The sequence below is a fragment of the Ruminococcus sp. AF17-12 genome, assembly GCF_003479245.1.
In the GTDB taxonomy this organism is placed as follows: Bacteria; Bacillota; Clostridia; order Lachnospirales; family Lachnospiraceae; genus Blautia_A; species Blautia_A fusiformis.
In genome coordinates, this window is record NZ_QUGY01000012.1 from 120,024 (window position 1) to 138,078 (window position 18,055).

The following is an 18,055-nucleotide window of genomic DNA, read 5'->3' on the forward strand; positions in this document are numbered from 1 at the left end:
GAGGAGTTACGGTCAGATATTTTATTTGCTGTATTTCTTAAAAGAAATGCGGATCAGTTCTTCACAGAGGTCCGGATAGTCGATTCCCAGGACCTTTGCTTCCTGAGGGATCAGACTGGTGGGTGTCATTCCCGGAAGTGTGTTTGCCTCCAGGCAGTACATATCACCGTTTTCTTTCATCATGAAGTCAAAACGTGCATAGCCCTCAATGCAGAGAGCCTTTGCGCCAGCTTCCGCATAATGCTGCATCTTCTCAGTCAGTTCCGGTGAGATCTCAGCCGGACAGGTTTCTACTGTGGAGCCTGCCTGATATTTGTTCTTATAATCATAAAAGCCCTGCTTCGGTGCGATCTCGATGATTGGATAAGCCTTTCCGTCTACAACTGCAACGGAAAACTCACGACCCCTGATATACTCTTCAACAACTACCTCATCTTCATAAGAATAAGCACCATCAATGGCATCCTCATATTCTTTCTGGTTGTTTACAATATAAACACCTACGCTGGAACCACCGCAACATGTTTTTACAACAACAGGAAATTCCATACCAAGATCATGGATGTTTCTTGTACAGTTTTCTTTCAGCATGGAAACGCCCTTCGGTGTCGGTACCTGATCCATGAGAAAGATCTTCTTGGTGAGACCCTTATCCATAGCAAGGGCACTGCTTAAATATCCGGTTCCTGTGTAACGGATCCCCAGAAGATCGAAGGTTGCCTGAACCTTTCCATCCTCTCCGTTGGAACCGTGAAGACCCATAAATACAATGTCTGCTGCCTGACACAATTCCAGTACATTCGGCCCGAAAAAGCTTCTTCTTGTGCGTTTGATCTCTTCGATATCATCATCGAAGCTTCTCATATACTCTGCCGCAGAATCTACCTCATAATCTTTATCTCCAAAGGGCTCATCCCAGTCCACCGGCTCCAGTCCGCAGAAAATATCTACAAGAATGGCATTATGGCCTTTTTTACGAAGTGCCTTGCAGACACCGGTTCCTGTTACGATGGAGATCTCTCTTTCTGTACTGGTTCCGCCTGCCAATACAACGATATTCATACTTTCATCTCCCTTGATGATCTTGTGTTTTCTTTTTTCGTATTCTTTTAATATTTCTTTTAATCTCTTATTCATAAACTACGATTGGTACTCCTACACTAATATTATTATAAATGATTGCCGCCTTATCCTTCGGGGTGTTTACACAGCCATGAGAACCATTTGTGATATAGATCTGCCCGCCATACTGTGAACGCCAGCTTGCGTCATGGATTCCGACTCCTCCGGAAAACGGCATCCAGTATGTAACCGGTGATGCATATCCAGGTCCCTTCAAAACTGCCGGTGAACGCATGGCATCCAGTGCAAAGCATCCGGTTGGTGTGGAATGGCCCTTTCGGACACAGCCGGTAACTACCGGTGTATCTACCAGAAGCTGTCCGTCTTTATAGAATACCATTCTCTGGTTGGTCAGGTCAATCTCTACATATGTATTTCCGATATCATTGGTATCTCTGCAAAGTCCACTGTAAGCATACGCCGGCTGTCTCACTTCTGTAGTTCCTGCAAGAATGGCATTATAAAGCCATTCAGTCTCTGTGGTCTGATCGATAGCCCATCCGTAATCACCGCCCTTGATAGTCTTCTGGCGACCATCGTAGGTGGTAAATGTCCTCGTGCAGCCAAAGGTATCATATTTATATCCCAGGCTGTTCACATAAGCTGCAACCTGATCTTTATTTACTATATAATCTCCGTTTGCGTCCCTGACCAGCCAGTCTTTGATGGTATTTCGGTCAAGCTGTTCCGACCGGTCCGAAAAATCATAGGTGATCACGCAGCTGGTAAGCTTGTTCATCTGGTCACAATCTTTTTTCAGAGCTTCATCGTCTTTATATATCGATGGTTTTTTGTAGCAGTTTTTCTTTTCCAGACTAACTGTTTTGTCTCCTGCGGAAACAGCTGCACGGATCACCTTCTGAACCTTTTTTGTATCCAGGGTCGTTCCTTCTTTTTCCGGCTGGATCTCGTAGGTTTCGCCATTATCCTTAATGCATGCGTCTGCAGGCTTTTCCATATTGTCCTTCTGCATGCATTTCAGATTCTTCACAGCCTCTGTCAGCTTGTTCTGATCTTCATAAGCAGTATCCGTTGCCAGTGTATATTTTTTCTCCTGATTAAAAGCAAGGAACCATTTGTACCGGGCCTGTTTCTTGATCAGCTTTTTGGCTCCGCCATCCGGCTTGTAGACCAGGCCGGCTTCTTTTGCGGTAATACTCTCTTTTCCGTTGTTTCTTGTATCAACGGTAAGAACATATGCCTGCACTTCCTTTGCAAGAAGCTTTTCTGTTTCATCTGCAGTTTTATAGGAGCAGTTAAAACCATTCACCTGAGATCCCGGCAAAAAATGATCTGTAAAATAGTGTACACCATATCCATAAGCCCCTGCTGTAAGGATCAGCAGGATCATGATCAGTGCAATGACCAACTTTTTGCCTGTTTTCATTTTTTCTTTTTCCTCATCCATGAGCTCTCTCCAATAGTTATGACTGCCCGGTATTACGCGTGCTGAAATACCGGGCAGTCTGATGTGATCGATTTATTTCTCCAGAAGTTTTTCCACACTTACAAGCTTCACACAGAGAACAAATACCTCTGCTGCCTTGCCAAGCTCCTCAACGCTTGGGTAACTTGGTGCAATACGGATATTGCTGTCTTTCGGGTCCTTTCCATATGGATAGGTTGCACCTGCTCCAGTCATAACAACGCCTGCTTCTTTTGCTTTGGCAACGATAGCTTTCGCACAGCCTTCCATAGAATCAAAGGAAATGAAATATCCGCCGTGAGGTTTGGTCCACTCACCGATTCCAAGTCCGTTAAGCTCTTTATCCAGTGTTGCGAGAACAAGCTCGAATTTCGGACGAAGGATGTCTGCGTGTTTCTTCATATGCTCATGCAGTCCGTTGATATCTTTGAAGAAACGAACGTGACGAAGCTGGTTCAGTTTGTCGTGTCCGATGGTCTGTACAGTCATGTATTTGCGGAAGTCATCCAGGTTCGCCTTGGATGCAGCAACTGCTGCGATACCGGAACCAGGGAAGCTTACTTTGGAGGTAGAAGTAAATTTATAAACAATGTCCGGATTTCCTGCTTTCGCACACTCATCAAGGATCTCAAGAAGGAAATCCTGATTGTCATCATAAAGATGATGGATGCTGTAAGCGTTATCCCAGTAAATACGGAAGTCCGGTGCAGCCGGCTTCAGATGCGCAAAACGCTTAACTGTTTCTTCGGAATAGGTGTAGCCCTGCGGATTGGAATATTTCGGAACACACCAGATTCCTTTTACTGCCGGATCTTCATTGACATATTTCTCAACCATGTCCATATCCGGGCCTTCCGGAGACATCGGAATGTTGATCATCTCAATGCCGAAAAATTCTGTGATACGAAAATGACGGTCGTATCCTGGTACAGGACAGAGGAATTTCACCTTGTCAAGCTTGCACCATGGTGTATTTCCCATTACTCCGTGGGAATAGGAACGTGCAATGGTATCGAACATTACATTCAGACTGGAGTTACCATAGATGATGATGTTCTCTGGCTCTACCTCTGACATCTCACCGAGAAGTCTCTTGGCTTCCGGGATTCCGTCGATGACTCCATAGTTACGGCAGTCCACACCGGTCTCACATTTCAGATCTGCATCCCCTGCAAGTACTTCCATCATTTTCATGGAAAGATCAAGCTGATCCGGTGCAGGTTTACCACGGGACATATCCAGTGCCAGACCTTCGGCTTTGATCTCGTCGAACTCACGGTCAAGTTCTTTCTTTAAATCGAGTAGCTCTTCCCTGCTCATCTCACAATATTTTTTCATAAGTTTGCTTCTCCTCTTTTTGTGCACAGTTTCATATCTGTGGTTGCTGTGTTTCTTCTGTTAACGATTTCTGTCTGTCAGGAATTCTCTGCAAAATCTCTTCCGCAAAAAACAGCCACAGTTTCACGGAAGCGGGAAGCCTCTGCCCCGGCAGAAAATCTCTGCGTACATTTTAGTATGTAAAAGCGCTGTTGTCAAATCTTTCGTGGAAAATCCTGCACTTCTCTTGCACAGCATTCATTTTTCCTCTATACTGGAAAAAACATTATTATGGCGTTTTTATGGATTCATGTCCCGATCATCCGGATCTGGTACAGTAATCTCCGGAAATGCTATATAAAAATGCTATATATATCTTATAAATTTACTATTATGAAAGAGGTATTGATCATCATGTGGATTGCAGATGGATGGAAAGAATATGAAGTTATTGATACATCAAAAGGAGAAAAGCTGGAGCGCTGGGGGGATTATCTTCTGGTTCGTCCGGACCCGCAGGTAATCTGGGATACTCCCCGCAAAAACCGTGGCTGGAAGCATATGAACGGACATTATCACAGAAGCAGCCGTGGCGGCGGTGAGTGGGAGTTCTTTGATCTGCCTCATCAGTGGGAGCTTCATTACAAGGACCTTACTTTTAATCTGAAGCCTTTCAGCTTCAAGCATACAGGACTTTTCCCGGAGCAGGCTGTGAACTGGGACTGGTTCGGTGAAAAGATCCGCAATGCGGGACGCCCGATCAAGGTCTTAAATCTTTTTGCCTATACCGGCGGCGCTACTCTGGCTGCAGCTGCTGCCGGCGCTTCCGTTACTCACGTGGACGCTTCCAAGGGTATGGTGAACTGGGCAAAAGAGAATGCTGCTGCTTCCGGACTTTCCGGTGCGCCGATCCGCTGGCTTGTGGATGACTGCGTGAAGTTCGTAGAGCGTGAGATCCGCAGAGGAAATCATTATGATGCGATCATTATGGACCCGCCTTCTTACGGCCGCGGACCTAAGGGCGAAATCTGGAAGATCGAGGATGCGATCCATCCGCTGATCAAGCTTTGTACGAAGATCCTCAGCGATGATCCGCTGTTTTTCCTGGTAAATTCCTATACTACAGGTCTTGCACCGGCTGTTCTGACTTATATGCTTGCTACGGAGCTGAAACCCTGGAAGGGTAATGTGGAGTCACAGGAGATCGGACTTCCTGTAACAGAAAGTGGTCTGGTTCTTCCCTGCGGAGCTTCCGGACGGTGGAGCTCCTCCCGGTAGGATAGGGCTGTTGTGGCATCCTTATTAGCTGGCACTTTTTTCGCTGTTGCGAACTACTGTGAGTTGGGGTTTTTCCTTTCGAGGGGACACTTTGGCGTGGGCAGGGTTGCGAGAAGGGGAAGCACTCGGAGTTAGCGAAGGCCGTCTCCCCTTCTCGCGCTCTTCCCCTCCTGGCCACGCCGCTGTTCTGCGTTGTGAAATGTGATTCTGTATTGGCGGGATGATGGATTCTACTGTGTTGGATGTGAAGCGTTGTGCCGATTTTTATCCTTACTATTCAATGGTAATATTCCGCGAGGTGTTTTTTGTGAGCGAAGGTCACAGAAAGCCCGAGACATACCACGCGAATTTATACGATCAGTATAAATTCTGTGCATCACAAAGCGTATTACTGAAAACGGAGTGAACAGTAACTTTTTATCAGGTATCTTTTTGTATTTTCTGATTATTTGTATTGAAACGCTTTTTTGATAGGTCTATAATATAGAAAAAAGGAGCGTGATCTTTATGAGTACGGAAACTACGAAGGATACTCTTCCTTTTACCTGCACGCCGGCTTATGACCGGGATGCCTGTAAGGGATGTGTCTGTTCTACCTGCTATGAACAGGAATTTTGTGACCGGTGCAGCTCCTGTGTAGAGCAGGGACATCGGAAAGAACGATGCAATGCTTATGAGGGAGCCTACAATTACTAACCAAAAAAGGATCTGAAAAAGGCAGAACTATTTGTAAAATCTCGCCTTTTACAGATCCTTTTTATTATTATCCACTATCCAACAGATCGGCACAGCCTCCCCTCCTCAACACCCCGAATCCCGCACCCTGTCAGAACATTCACGCCCACCACAACGCAGAACAGCGGCGTGGCCAGGAGGGGAAGAGCGCGAGAAGGGGAGACGGCCTTCGCAACTCCGAGTGCTTCCCCTTCTCGCAAATTACCGCCTTCCAAAAGGCCGAACCTTTATCCTAAAAATAAAAAAATAAAAACATATAAAAAAAGAGACCGTCAGACCAATAAAGTCCAACAGTCTCAAAAAAGAAAAAAACTCTTTTTATTCTTACACTTTCTTATTTATTCTTAACTTTTTCAAGCATCTCCTCAGCTCTCTCAATCTCACTCTTCTCATCCTTCGGAAGAACAATATTAAGAATAATCGCAAATACCGCTGCCGGAACAATACCGGAACCGCCGAAGATCAGGCTGATCGCCTGTGGCAGATGCACCAGGATCGCTGTATTGGAGCCAAGTCCATAACCAAGACCAAGTGCTACGGAAACGATCGTAACATTTCTCGGTCCGATCGGCCACTTGGTAATTAACTGGATACCGCTGACAACAATGGATGAGAACATCATAACAGCAGCGCCGCCAAGAACGCTCTGCGGCATGATGGAGATCAGTGCAGCAAGCTTCGGGAACAGTCCGCATGCGATCAGGAAGATTCCTCCTGTAGCGATACAGAAACGGTTTACAACCTTATTCATTGCAACCAGACCAACGTTCTGGCTGAAGGATGTGTTCGGAAGCACACCGAACAGTGCTGCGAAGGAAGATCCAAGTCCGTCACACATAACACCACCGGAAAGCTCTTTGTCTGTAGCTTCTCTTCCAAGACCACCCTCTGTGATTCCGGAAATATCACCAACTGTTTCAACTGCAGTTACAATAAACATGATCAGGATCGGCACGATCGCACGTGCGTCAAACACCCATTTTACAGGCATCAGTGCCGGTACCGCAAACCATTTTGCCTGAGCAACCTTGTCCCAGTTGAGAACCCAGGCCTTTGTAGCCTCCACAGTAGCACCTGTGTCATCTACATATGTAAATGTTGTAGGAAGTACCATAGCCATGATACTTACCAGAATGTATCCCACGATAATACCGATGAGGATTGAAGAAAAGCTTGTGAAGCCTTTTGTTCCATGCTTCAGTACAATGATCACGATCAGAACTACAAAGCCTACGAAAAGGTTTTCAAGAGAACCGTAATCCTTTGCGGAGCTTCCGCCACCGAAAGAGCTGATTCCCACACCGATCAGTGAAAGACCGATTGAAAGTACAACCGTACCTGTTACAACAGATGGGAAAAATTTTCTCAAGGGCTTCAGAAAGCTTCCCAGAACAGTCTCAAAAAGACCGCCGATAAAGCAGGCTGCCATGATCGAACCATAGGCAACGACACCATTTCCCATAACTCCGGCAACACTCTGACATACGCCGATGAAGCCTGAACTTGTTCCCATAACGATAGGAAGCTTGCCACCGACCGGTCCGATCGTAAAGACCTGTACAAGTGTAACAATTCCTGCGATCAGCATTGCATTCTGAAGTAATGCAACCTGAAGATCCCCTCCTGCTTCGATCCCGCAGGCAGCTGTGATGATCAGAAGCGGGGTAAGATTACCCACAAACATGGCAAGCACGTGCTGCAGTCCAAGGGGAATTGCCACCTTAAGAGGTGGGCGTCCGTCCAGCTCATAAGGGCTGGCTGTGTTTTTCTCCTGTTTTTCCATAATGAATCCATCCTTTCTTTCCCTATGTCCTGACGATAACATAAAAAAGAAGGCAGTTATACCCACTGCTGAATATAACCGCCCTGTTATCTGTCAGTACACGTATCGTGTCTCTTCTGTTTCGACACTCTTATCTGAACTGTTATTTCAGACTCCTGAAAAACGGGTTCATTATACAGTATCCCAACATCTATATCAAGTGTTAATTAACAAGTTGTTGATTTTTTTGCAGCTTTTTTTGCCTGGCTCTCACTCCAGAGCTCATCGGCCTGTTTTTTCCATACCTCTGCATAGTGATCACACTTTGCACAGAGATGCTCCGCTGTTTCCGGAGACTGAAGATCTGTAGATTTCGCTCCTGCACGTTCAACCATCTTGCGGAGAAGCTCAGGATTTTCAAGCATCGGGCATGGACGAAGCATGTTTTTGTTGAACGGCTGACCCTTGTGATACTCCATAAAGATCGGGCTCTTCAGCGCCTCAAGGAGTGTACATTCTTTAATGTTCGCATTGGAGAAATGAATGAATACACAAGGATCCACATCCCCGTTTGCATTGATATGGAGGTAACGACGGCCACCTGCGATACATCCGCCTACATACTCTGCATCGTTCTGGAAGTCCATAGTGAAGAGAGATTTTGTGGCACGGAATCTGCGGACGCTGTCATACATTTTGATTCTCTGCTCCGGTGTGGGGAGGAGATCTGCTGCTGCATCATTTCCAACCGGCATATAGTGGAAGAACCATGCAAAATAAGCTCCGCACTCGATCAGATGATCAAAATACTCCTCACTGCTTACTGCATCTACGTTTGCGGATGTGTAGCATGTGGAAACACCGAACGGAAGTCCGTGGCTCTTCAGAAGCTCCATAGCATGCATAACCTTCTGGTATACGCCATCTCCACGACGTCCGTCTGTAGTTGCCTCTGTTCCCTCAAGGCTGATAGCCGGAACAAAGTTTTTCACACGGAGCATTTCCTGACAGAATTCTTCGTCAATAAGAGTTCCGTTTGTGAAGGAAAGAAACTCGCAGTCCGGATTCATCTCACAGATCTTAATGAGATCCTTTTTGCGGACCAGTGGCTCACCGCCTGTGTAGATGTACATATAGGTTCCCAGTTCTTTACCCTGTTTTACGATAGAATCGATGGTCTCAAGATCCAGGTTCAGCTTGTGGCCATACTCTGCTGCCCAGCATCCTGTGCAATGAAGGTTACATGCGCTGGTAGGATCAAGAAGAATTGCCCACGGTACATTGCAGTCATTCTCTTCTGATACCTTTTCCTGCGTTGCGCTTCCCTTAAGACTGGCATTTACAATAAAGTTGCGGAAAAATGTCTGGCGTACGCCGGCATCCAGCTGATACATACGAAGGATCAGCTGATACCAGTTGTCCTTTGCCTCGATGGAGTGACGGATCGCATTTCTCTGTCCTGCATACCAGCCATCCGGTGTTACTTTATCAACCATTTCCATGATCTTCGGTATGTTTGTCTCCGGATCCTTCTCAAGATAATCCAGTGCTTTTGTTACGGTAGCTGCGATCGCTGCCTGTTTTGCTTTGTCTACGATTCCCATACTCTATTTCCTCCTATGTTATTATCTAAAGTGATTGGTTATTTTTATGTTTATGTTTAAAGCCGACTCTTGATGATCTTGATCGTCAGAATCCCGACCCATAGATTGAGGATCCCTTCCAGTAAAATGGAAAATCCTACCAACACCATCATCATAGCTGCTGCTTCAAATGGTCTGATAAAAACCAGAACTCCGATCACTCCGGTGACCAATGCGATCAGCAGGATCTGCCACCACAACGCCAGACCGAATCTCTTCGCATCTACAGACATCTGGATCTTAAACAGGGCATCTGCCAGGATCAGGATTCCGAACACGGAAAAAATAAGATCCACTGCGAAATTTTTTCTGGCTATCAGGATCACTCCCACTGCCATCAGCAGGATCCCGAAAGCCAGATCAAACTGAAATGCCAGACAGAAAGCATCTCTCGTGAAATATCCGCTGATCTTAATAGCTCCGTACAGGATCAGCATGATTCCCATAAGCACGCACAGCATTTTTACAGAGCTTTTGGGCCTTGCCATCAGAAAAATACCCAGCACACAGAACAGTAATGACATGACGATGTAGATGTTTTTTACAAGCTTCAGCTGTTTCAGGTCATCCATACGTTCCCTCCTTGATAATTTTTTCTCATTTATTGTACTGAATTATACATCCCTGTGTCGTTTAAAAAAACAGACAAAAAAGAGCCAGTGCCTAAATTTCAGACACCAGCTCAAAATTAACCGTTTCTATACCTTAATAAAATTCGAGGACATTCCTGTTCTACACTAAATGGATATTTTTAATCTTCATTTAGTTGAAATCATAGCTTTTATTTCAGATTTTTGTACTGACTCTCAAGGCTCTTCTCGTAAATATACTCCAGCTTATGCATATCTGACAGGATATCATAATCCATATCATGCCGTAGCCAGTCCAGGATCACTCCCACAAATACACATTTATAATACCGGCTTATAAGATGCCTATCTTCCTGATCCATTTCAAAGTCTCCGACCGCCCTGTTGATCAGCTCCTCCACCACACGCTCTGCGGCATGATCCAGATAATCGGCAAATACATCCCTCTGGATCGAGCGGTACAGATGTATCATGGCTTTTTTGTTCTTCTGAACTGCGTTGACAAGGATTTCCATACAGTCGCTGACTGATTCCGGTACTTTCTGATCCTTCAGAATGTCATTCAGCTCTTCCTTTACCATTGCTTCCACTGCATCCGGAATATCTCTGAAATGGTAGTAAAATGTATTCCTGTTTACTCCACAGCGTTCCACAATGTCCTTTACCGTAATCTTGGACAATGGTTTTTCGTTCATAAGTTCCGTCAGTGTATGCAGTATGATCTGTCTTGTAAAACCTGGCATTTTCTCTCCCCCATCACAAGCTTTCCTCGGGTTATTTCCTTATTATGTCATAAAAATAACATACTTTCAAGCAACAACATGTTCGAAAATGTCCATAAATCCCCGGAGATCTTTCTCCCGATAACTGTCCCATGACCTGGCTGAACAAGGTTTTGTCAGATCTCTTCTTTCTGTTCCTGCACTTTTTTCTCTGGCTGAACATGAACGATTCCCTCCACAACGGTATGGTTTCTGACCTGATTTACCACAATATCCAGGTTTTTCCAGCTGCATCGGAACTGTTCTCCGTCCTCCGGTACACGTTCCAGAACTCCGCAGACAAAGCCGCTGAAAGTATCATATTTTTCTACAGGAAGCTCCACATTTATGACCTCTGCCACATCATCCAGGATCGCTCCTCCCTGTATTTTCCAGATATGTTCTCCTGTCTTCTCAATATCATCCGGCTTCGGCAGATCTGTCCTGTCGTCAATATCTCCCACCAGCGTCTCCACAAGATCATGCAGAGTGACAATTCCTACAAAGCAGCCATATTCATCCAACACTACTGCAAAATAATCCCGTTTTTCCCTCATTTCCCGGAAGATCAGGTTGGCACGCATGGATTCCGGTACAAAAAACGGTGAATAACAGGCATGATGCAGAACAGCTTCTCTGGATCTGTCATCCAGGCGGAAATAATCTCTGGTGTCCAGAATATGGAGAATATCATCCTGGTCTTCCCCGCATACCGGATAAAAGGTGTGACGGTTCTCTCTGATGATCCGTTCCCATTCCTCATCTGAATCCTCCATATAGAGGACAACCACATCTCTTCTGTGTGTACAGATCTCATCTGCCGCAGTATCATCCAGATCAAAAACATTCTGGATCATCTCGCTTTCTTCCTGCTGGATGCTGCCCTGTTCATTTCCCTCTGTAAGCAGCATACGGATCTCTTCCTCTGTGGCCTGCTCCTCTTTTTCTTCCGGTTTGATCCCCATCAGATACAGCACACCATTGGCAGTTACTGTCAGAAGTGCAGTAGCCGGCCAGACTGCGATCATCGCGATCTTAAGAAGTCCTGCCAGACGCAGAGAAAGCTCATCCGGATTTTTCATCCCCAGACGTCTTGGCACCAGTTCTCCGAACAGAAGACTTACATAGGAAAGCAGTATGGTCACAATGATCATGCATACGATCTTCAGAACATTCTGTGGTACATCTATCCCTGTCTTTATCAGTGCCTCTGTCATAGGCTGTGCAAAATATTCCGCTGCAAAAGCACTCTGCAGAAATCCTGCCGTAGTTACCGTTACACGGATCGCTGTCATAAAATGTGCCGGCTGTTCTGTAAGCTTTATCAAAATCTGCGCCCGGTGATCTCCCTCTTCCGCCAGCTCCCTCATCTTTGCTTCATTCATGGACAGAATCGCCATTTCCGCACCTGCAAAAACAGAGTTCAGAAAGATCAGGAACACCAGTAAAACAATTGCCTGTATCATATTTTTATTCCCCTCAGTATAGTCGTCCGGAATTATTCCGAACCAATTATAATACAGAAAGCGGACCGTTATCATCCGCTTTCCTGTTGCTTATTCTGATTATTATTACATAAGATAGCATAACCCTTCCGGTCTGTCAAACCATCAACCTCCAACCAGCAATATACTATGATATAAAAAGCAGCAGATACATACAACAGAACGGCCTTTCATCTTCCACTCTGCTGCATGCCTATGAACATCATCGCTACACGACCTATGTTCACTCTGCTGCTTCCTTTTCCATATGATGTTTCGGAAATTCCATAATGATCTCGGTTCCCTGTCCCGGTTCACTGTTAAGCCACAGCCTGCCGTTCAGAGTTTTTACCCCGTGCTTCACAATGGAAAGGCCAAGACCGGTTCCGCCGATTTCCTTGGAATGGCTTTTGTCCACCCGATAAAAGCGTTCAAAAATGCGTTCCTGATCTTCCTTCGGAATACCGATCCCTGTATCCCGCACATTCACGCGAACTGCATCCTCGCCATCCTTCAGTCTCACAAAGACCTCTCCACCCCGGCGGTTATATTTGACAGCATTATCGCAGACATTATAGAGAACCTCTTCCATGATCGTCGGCACTGTATCCAGCACTGTACTTCCGCCTTCCATATACATATGCACTTCCTGCTTTTCGGCAGCTTCATGTAAGGTAGAAAAAATATCATGAGTCAGACTGTAAAGATCCAGTTTTTCCCACTGATACGGCAATCCGCCCTCATCCAGACGGGAGATCCGGATCACATCCCCAACCAGACGGATCAGTCTCTGCGCTTCCTTGTAGATGCGCCCTGCAAAAACCTTCACATCTTCATCCTTCACAAATCCGTCCTGCATGATCTCTGCAAAGCCGGAAATAGAAGTCAGCGGTGTTTTCAGCTCGTGGGAAACATTGGCGGAAAATTCTCTGCGCAGCTGTTCCCGTTCTACTTTTTCGGTTACGTCCACCAGAAGAATCACCGCACCCTCTGTCTTGTTTTCTCTTGTGACAGGATTGGCGATCACCTGAATCTCACTGCCGTCCAAACGAAGGATCTTGTTCTCATGCTTTCCTTCAAGGACCTGCCCAACGACACCTCGAAACTCCTCCGAGCGGTTCAGAAGATATACACTTTCTCCCGTTTTGATCTCCTTTACCTTAAGAAGCTTTCCCACACTGGAGTTAACAGAAAGCACCATTGTATAACGGTCGATCACAAGAAGACCCTCCTGCATGTTCTCCGTGATAATAGAAAATTCTTTCTGCTGTCTTCTGGCTGCCTCAAGCTGCAGACGGATCTGCCGGCTCTGTCTGCTGATCTTGCTGAGAAGCGGCTGTACCTCATCATAGGCATCATTCTCCTCCGGATGCTCCAGATCAAGCCCATTAAGAGGTTCCACAACCTTCCCGGAAAGCCTGGATGCAAATACGCCGGATAGGAGCAGCATAAGTATCAGAACTGCAGCAAAAGGCGGAAGCAGCTGCAGGAGCAGCATCCATACAGAAGCCTGGTTACTGGAAACTCTCAGCACATTGCCATTTTCAAGGCGTACTGCATAATACATTGTTTTTTCGGAAAGCGTGGATGACATTCTTTCATCCGCACCTTCTCCGTTGATCTCTGCTTCACGGATCTCCTTGCGATGTCCGTGATTATCCATGCTTTCCACATTTGCCTCATTGTCGTAGATAACTTTTCCACTTTCATCCACATAAGTGATCCTGGAATCCTCATCATTCAGCTTCTTCAGATAATCTGTCCCGGTACTTTCCACACCTCTGGAAATATACACGGCTTCTTTCTTCAGCTCACCCATCAGCTGTCCCTGAAAATAGTGATAAAGGATCCCCACGACAAATGCCAGTCCCAGTACTGTGATCAGTGATGAAACCAGCATGATATACTTAAATATTTTTTTACTCAAAGCTCAGCCCTTTCCTTTCTCCGAAATCTATATAGCATTTTACAAAAGCAATGTAAAAATAATTATCCGTAAAAAGTTAAATCCTTGTAAATTTCATCTTATCATAAAAAACAGGGAGAATGTGCTTAAACAAAAGGCACATTCTCCCTGTCTTTTCATAAACGATCAGATACTGGCTCTGTTTTATCCTTGTTTATTTTGCAAAAAGTTTTTTTGCATTTTCCTGAATATACTTCACCTCTTCTGCAGTCAGATCCATAAAATCGCTGTTATCCATAGAGCAATTAGAATCCTGTACATACATCATCTTAGTATCTTTCTGAGTAATAGAATAGAACCATACTTCCTTTGGTACATTGTAAACTTTACCCTGCTCCATTAATGTAAGTTCGATATCAAATTTTCCCTCTTTACGCTCTGCTGTAATAAGAATTGCTTTCCCCTCTGCCAGAATAAACTGTTCGTCTGTGGAATGATGGATCTCGAGATGTGCGATTCCTTCAATATCATTATCCGGTTTCCAATTCTTGATGCATACAAGCCATTTTTCATTTTTGTAAACACAGAGAATACCTTCTCCATTATTTTCATACATATCTGGTTTCATTGTACAAATCCCCTTTCATACATGTTTTTACAGTTCTGTCTTTCCTTCAATCGGAACTCCATAGCCAAAAGCACCTTCCATTGCACATACCTTTGCGGAAAAAGCAGCACCCTTATTCATTGCGGTTAACAGACGTTCTTTCATTTTCTCATCGCTTTCCTCAATAAGAATTCCATCCTTTGAAGTTTCCAGCAGGGAGCTTAAGAAAGCGGAAAAATAACTGTCTCCGGCGCCCATGGTATCAATAGCATTTTCTGCATATATAGCTTTTGTATAATAAAAATTATCTTTATAAAGCACCCATGAACCATCTTCTCCGATTGTACCAAGAACAATCTTAACTCCGGCTGCCTGTGCTTTTTTCATCTCTTCTTCCCGTTTCTCTGAACTCAGATGTGCGCAGGACATGATTGCCACCGTTACATACGGACATATCTTTTCAAGATATTCATCTGTCCATCTTGTAGAAAAATCATAGGCAATCGGTACACCGGTTTTTTCTAATAAGGAAAGTTCTTCTTCAATATAAGAATTCAGATTCGTGTAAATAAGCTGAAATCCTTTTATATATTCCATGTCTTCTTCTGTAAAATCAAAGGCATGTTCTTTGGCGATCCCGCCTTTATTTGATCCGAGAAATACACGATCATTTCCTTTTAATGTGACAAGGGCAAAACCGTTTTCTCCTTCAAAATATCTGCAATGGCTATAGTCAATTTTCAGCTTTTTCAATGTATCCTGTACACATTTAGCAACCTCATCGTTTCCAAATTTTCCAAGATATGCTGTTTTAGCACCATTCATTCCGGAAAATGCACAGGTATTTACGCACTGTCCACCTGGATACATTTTTCCCCTGGAAAGATATTTATCACATACGTTATCGCCTATTGCGATGATCCTGAAATCCTTCATCTGTACCACACCCCGGCTTTCTCTGATTAGTACTCTACTTTCCACATATAGCGACGGGTTGGAAGCGGATGCTCACGTTTCTCAGCCAGCTCATGATTGTAGATTGGGTACACGTTGTTGAACAGAGAATGATTGAAATAATCCACTACAGATGCATCAATAGTAGATAATCCGAGCTCTTTTGCATCCAGAACTTCGATACGTTTTCCATATTTGTTCAGGAATTTTAATGCTCTCTCATCAAGCTCTCTTGTAGTTCCCTCGGAAATCTGGATCATAAATGCGCGGTTTGCATCTGTGATCTCAAATGGTCCATGGAAGAATTCACCTGTGTGAATGCTGCTGGAATCCAGCCACTGCATCTCCATAAAAATACAGATACTTTCCATATATGCTGCGCCATAACCTGCGCCGCTTCCCATTGTATAAATGACAGTATCATCTTTATACTCTTCAGCAAATGCCAGTGCTCTCTCTTTTACATGCTTTCTTGCATTTTTAATAATATTGCTGATCATTCCAACGCCTGCATAGAATTTGTCATAATTCTCATATCCTGCAGTCTGCTGTAAAGTTTCTACTGCAACAAGAAGTGCACACATTGTTTTCTCACCTGCATAATCAATATTTCCTTCCAGATGATCCGGGCTTGCATCAAACTCATACTGAACAATATAGTCACCAAACTCTACGATCTCAGACTCTGCCAGCCATGTAAGAATGATAACGGAAGCTCCCATCTCTTTACCAAGCTTTGCAGCTGCAATTGTTTCCGGTGTGTTTCCTTTATGGCAGGAAAGGCAGATGATAGAATTCTCACCAAAATCCTTCGGTGTGCAATGTACAAATTCGTTACTGCTGATCAGTGCACATTTAATATCTGCACTTTCTGTCTCCATGAATGTTTTTGCAGGATAAAGTGCTCCGAGAGAACCGCCGCAGCCTACAAAATATAAAGATTTTACTCCTCCTTTTTCTTTTTTGTCCTCAATGATCTCTGCAATAATGTTTTTAATATCTGTACTTCTGTATCCCATGTTTGTTCTCCTTTTCTTCTTAATCTTGACTTTTTAGTTTCTATATAAAGTGGATAGATATCCACCTTATTAACTTAATTCTGCTGTGTTGCTCCTAAGCCATTCTGTAATGTCATCAATTACCTTATCCGGGTCACAGTAATAACGACGGTCACATATTTCAAAAGAAATTGTCCCCTCATATCCTCTGCGCTTCAAATCCTCATAATGCTTTTTCATTGGAAAATCTCCGTCTCCGGGAACTGTATGTCCCCGATCGTTAAAATGCACATGAACAAGCTGAGCACCTAAATTATCCATATAGTTATCTATGCTTTCTTCGGCATAGGTCATCTGATCCAGATCTACCATACCATGTATGTGAGATGAACCTGTTTCTTCTATCATTCGTTTCAGATCTGAACTTTTTATCAGTACATTCGTTGTTGTTACCTTCAACTCCTCCAGCATCAGTTCCACATTCTTTTTCTCACAATAAGCCCCCAACTGTTGCAAAGAATCCCTGCAATACTTCCATGCCTCTTCCGGTGACTGATCGAAATATCCAAATCCGGTACTGATCTGAACTTTGTGACAGCCAAGAAATTCAGCCGTATCAATAGCTCGCTGATAATAACGAATACTGGACTCACGTGTTCCTCTGTCCTGTGTGCAGAAATTAACCGGGTATGTACAATTCTCCGGTGTCATTGCCATAACACTTAGGTTTCTTCTCCTGATCTCCTTTTCCAATTCAAGTAATGAAAAAAGAGAATAATCAAATATGTTAAACTGTGGTGCACTACAATACAGATCAATACTGTTAAATACTGACTGCTCTACCTTGTCCAGGAATTTCTTCAGAGGATATCTCAAATAATGATAATTCATTGGTGCAAATTTCATTTTTTCCTCCTATATTCTCTATGATGCTTTGAAAACACTTCTCTTATATTGGATAGTCGGATCATAAAGAAGGGAAAACACTACACAAAGTCAGGATTATAAAAATCTCCGACTATCCAATCAATTAAATCAGAAAATTACTGCTCCAAGTGCAATTGCTACTACTACAGAGACTACGGTACAAACAAGACCCGGAAGCATGTAACTGTGATTCAGGACAAATTTACCGATTTTTGTAGTACCTGCTGAATCAAACGCAATAGCTGCTACACACTGGCCAGAAGCAGGAATAAAATAATTGGATGAGCATGCGATCCAGCCAGCCACAATAATGTTCACCGGAAGCCCAAGCGCAATTCCGATCGGAACCATGATCATAGTAGTAGATGACTGACTGGTTGTAATAGCTCCTACAATAAACACTGCAACGATATAGATCCATGGATGCTGATTTGTCAGCGCAGACATATTATCTGTAATAAAGGAAGACTGATCTGCGATGAATGTATGCAAATTCTGCTCGAACGGTACGCCTATTCTGAAATCAGCGGTACATTCATTCTAAT

Annotated in this window: 16 protein-coding genes; 2 read left to right on the forward strand and 14 right to left on the reverse strand. The window is 44.1% G+C overall.

Annotated features, from left to right (window positions below; translation table 11 throughout):
- Window positions 1-21 precede the first annotated feature (21 nt).
- The 3 genes from DWW77_RS13430 to DWW77_RS13440 all read right to left on the reverse strand — a co-directional run bounded on the left by DWW77_RS13430 (window position 22) and on the right by DWW77_RS13440 (window position 3,886).
- Complete coding sequence (locus DWW77_RS13430; protein WP_021651429.1) at window positions 22-1,137, reverse strand: D-alanine--D-alanine ligase family protein; 1,116 nt, start codon at window positions 1,135-1,137, stop codon at window positions 22-24.
- Complete coding sequence (locus tag DWW77_RS13435) at window positions 1,130-2,530, reverse strand: L,D-transpeptidase family protein (RefSeq protein WP_118608886.1); 1,401 nt, start codon at window positions 2,528-2,530, stop codon at window positions 1,130-1,132. The genes DWW77_RS13430 and DWW77_RS13435 overlap by 8 nt, the downstream gene beginning before the upstream one ends.
- 72 nt (window positions 2,531-2,602) lie before the next feature.
- The gene (locus DWW77_RS13440) at window positions 2,603-3,886 is read right to left on the reverse strand and encodes an aspartate aminotransferase type Ic (RefSeq protein WP_021651427.1); all 1,284 of its coding nucleotides are present in this window, start codon (window positions 3,884-3,886) and stop codon (window positions 2,603-2,605) included.
- A 393-nt stretch (window positions 3,887-4,279) separates the two neighbouring features.
- Between DWW77_RS13440 and DWW77_RS13445 the strand changes: the two genes are divergently transcribed.
- On the forward strand, window positions 4,280-5,143 hold the full coding sequence (locus DWW77_RS13445) for a class I SAM-dependent methyltransferase (protein WP_092069884.1): 864 nt from the start codon (window positions 4,280-4,282) through the stop codon (window positions 5,141-5,143).
- Window positions 5,144-5,650: 507 nt separating this feature from the next.
- Window positions 5,651-5,839: a hypothetical protein gene (locus DWW77_RS13450; protein WP_015526276.1), complete on the forward strand. Its 189-nt coding sequence runs from the start codon at window positions 5,651-5,653 to the stop codon at window positions 5,837-5,839.
- Between the two features lie 373 nt (window positions 5,840-6,212).
- Here DWW77_RS13450 and DWW77_RS13455 read toward each other — a convergent pair whose 3' ends face one another.
- The 11 genes from DWW77_RS13455 to DWW77_RS13505 all read right to left on the reverse strand — a co-directional run bounded on the left by DWW77_RS13455 (window position 6,213) and on the right by DWW77_RS13505 (window position 18,002).
- On the reverse strand, window positions 6,213-7,661 hold the full coding sequence (locus DWW77_RS13455) for a uracil-xanthine permease family protein (protein ID WP_022426900.1): 1,449 nt from the start codon (window positions 7,659-7,661) through the stop codon (window positions 6,213-6,215).
- 206 nt (window positions 7,662-7,867) lie between these two features.
- A complete protein-coding gene (locus tag DWW77_RS13460; protein ID WP_021652466.1) occupies window positions 7,868-9,244 on the reverse strand; it encodes a radical SAM/SPASM domain-containing protein in 1,377 nt (458 codons plus the stop codon).
- 56 nt (window positions 9,245-9,300) lie between these two features.
- Window positions 9,301-9,855: an HdeD family acid-resistance protein gene (locus DWW77_RS13465; RefSeq protein ID WP_015526279.1), complete on the reverse strand. Its 555-nt coding sequence runs from the start codon at window positions 9,853-9,855 to the stop codon at window positions 9,301-9,303.
- Window positions 9,856-10,064: 209 nt separating this feature from the next.
- Entirely contained in the window at window positions 10,065-10,616 is a 552-nt protein-coding gene (locus DWW77_RS13470; RefSeq protein WP_092069733.1) for a TetR/AcrR family transcriptional regulator C-terminal domain-containing protein, read from the reverse strand.
- Between the two features lie 155 nt (window positions 10,617-10,771).
- On the reverse strand, window positions 10,772-12,100 hold the full coding sequence (locus DWW77_RS13475; RefSeq protein WP_286188020.1) for a hemolysin family protein: 1,329 nt from the start codon (window positions 12,098-12,100) through the stop codon (window positions 10,772-10,774).
- Between the two features lie 262 nt (window positions 12,101-12,362).
- Entirely contained in the window at window positions 12,363-14,045 is a 1,683-nt protein-coding gene (locus DWW77_RS13480; protein ID WP_353616937.1) for a sensor histidine kinase, read from the reverse strand.
- Window positions 14,046-14,238: 193 nt separating this feature from the next.
- Window positions 14,239-14,652 (reverse strand): cupin, encoded by a 414-nt coding sequence (locus DWW77_RS13485; RefSeq protein WP_118608888.1) that lies wholly within the window; start codon window positions 14,650-14,652, stop codon window positions 14,239-14,241.
- Window positions 14,653-14,679: 27 nt separating this feature from the next.
- Window positions 14,680-15,567: a fructoselysine 6-kinase gene (locus DWW77_RS13490; protein WP_118608893.1), complete on the reverse strand. Its 888-nt coding sequence runs from the start codon at window positions 15,565-15,567 to the stop codon at window positions 14,680-14,682.
- 26 nt (window positions 15,568-15,593) lie between these two features.
- Window positions 15,594-16,604, reverse strand: coding sequence for an SIS domain-containing protein (locus tag DWW77_RS13495; protein WP_118512701.1), 1,011 nt, complete (start codon window positions 16,602-16,604; stop codon window positions 15,594-15,596).
- A gap of 69 nt (window positions 16,605-16,673) precedes the next feature.
- Complete coding sequence (locus DWW77_RS13500; RefSeq protein ID WP_118608889.1) at window positions 16,674-17,489, reverse strand: sugar phosphate isomerase/epimerase family protein; 816 nt, start codon at window positions 17,487-17,489, stop codon at window positions 16,674-16,676.
- Window positions 17,490-17,618: 129 nt separating this feature from the next.
- Window positions 17,619-18,002 (reverse strand): anaerobic C4-dicarboxylate transporter family protein, encoded by a 384-nt coding sequence (locus tag DWW77_RS13505; protein ID WP_286188021.1) that lies wholly within the window; start codon window positions 18,000-18,002, stop codon window positions 17,619-17,621.
- Between the last annotated feature and the right edge of the window lie 53 nt (window positions 18,003-18,055).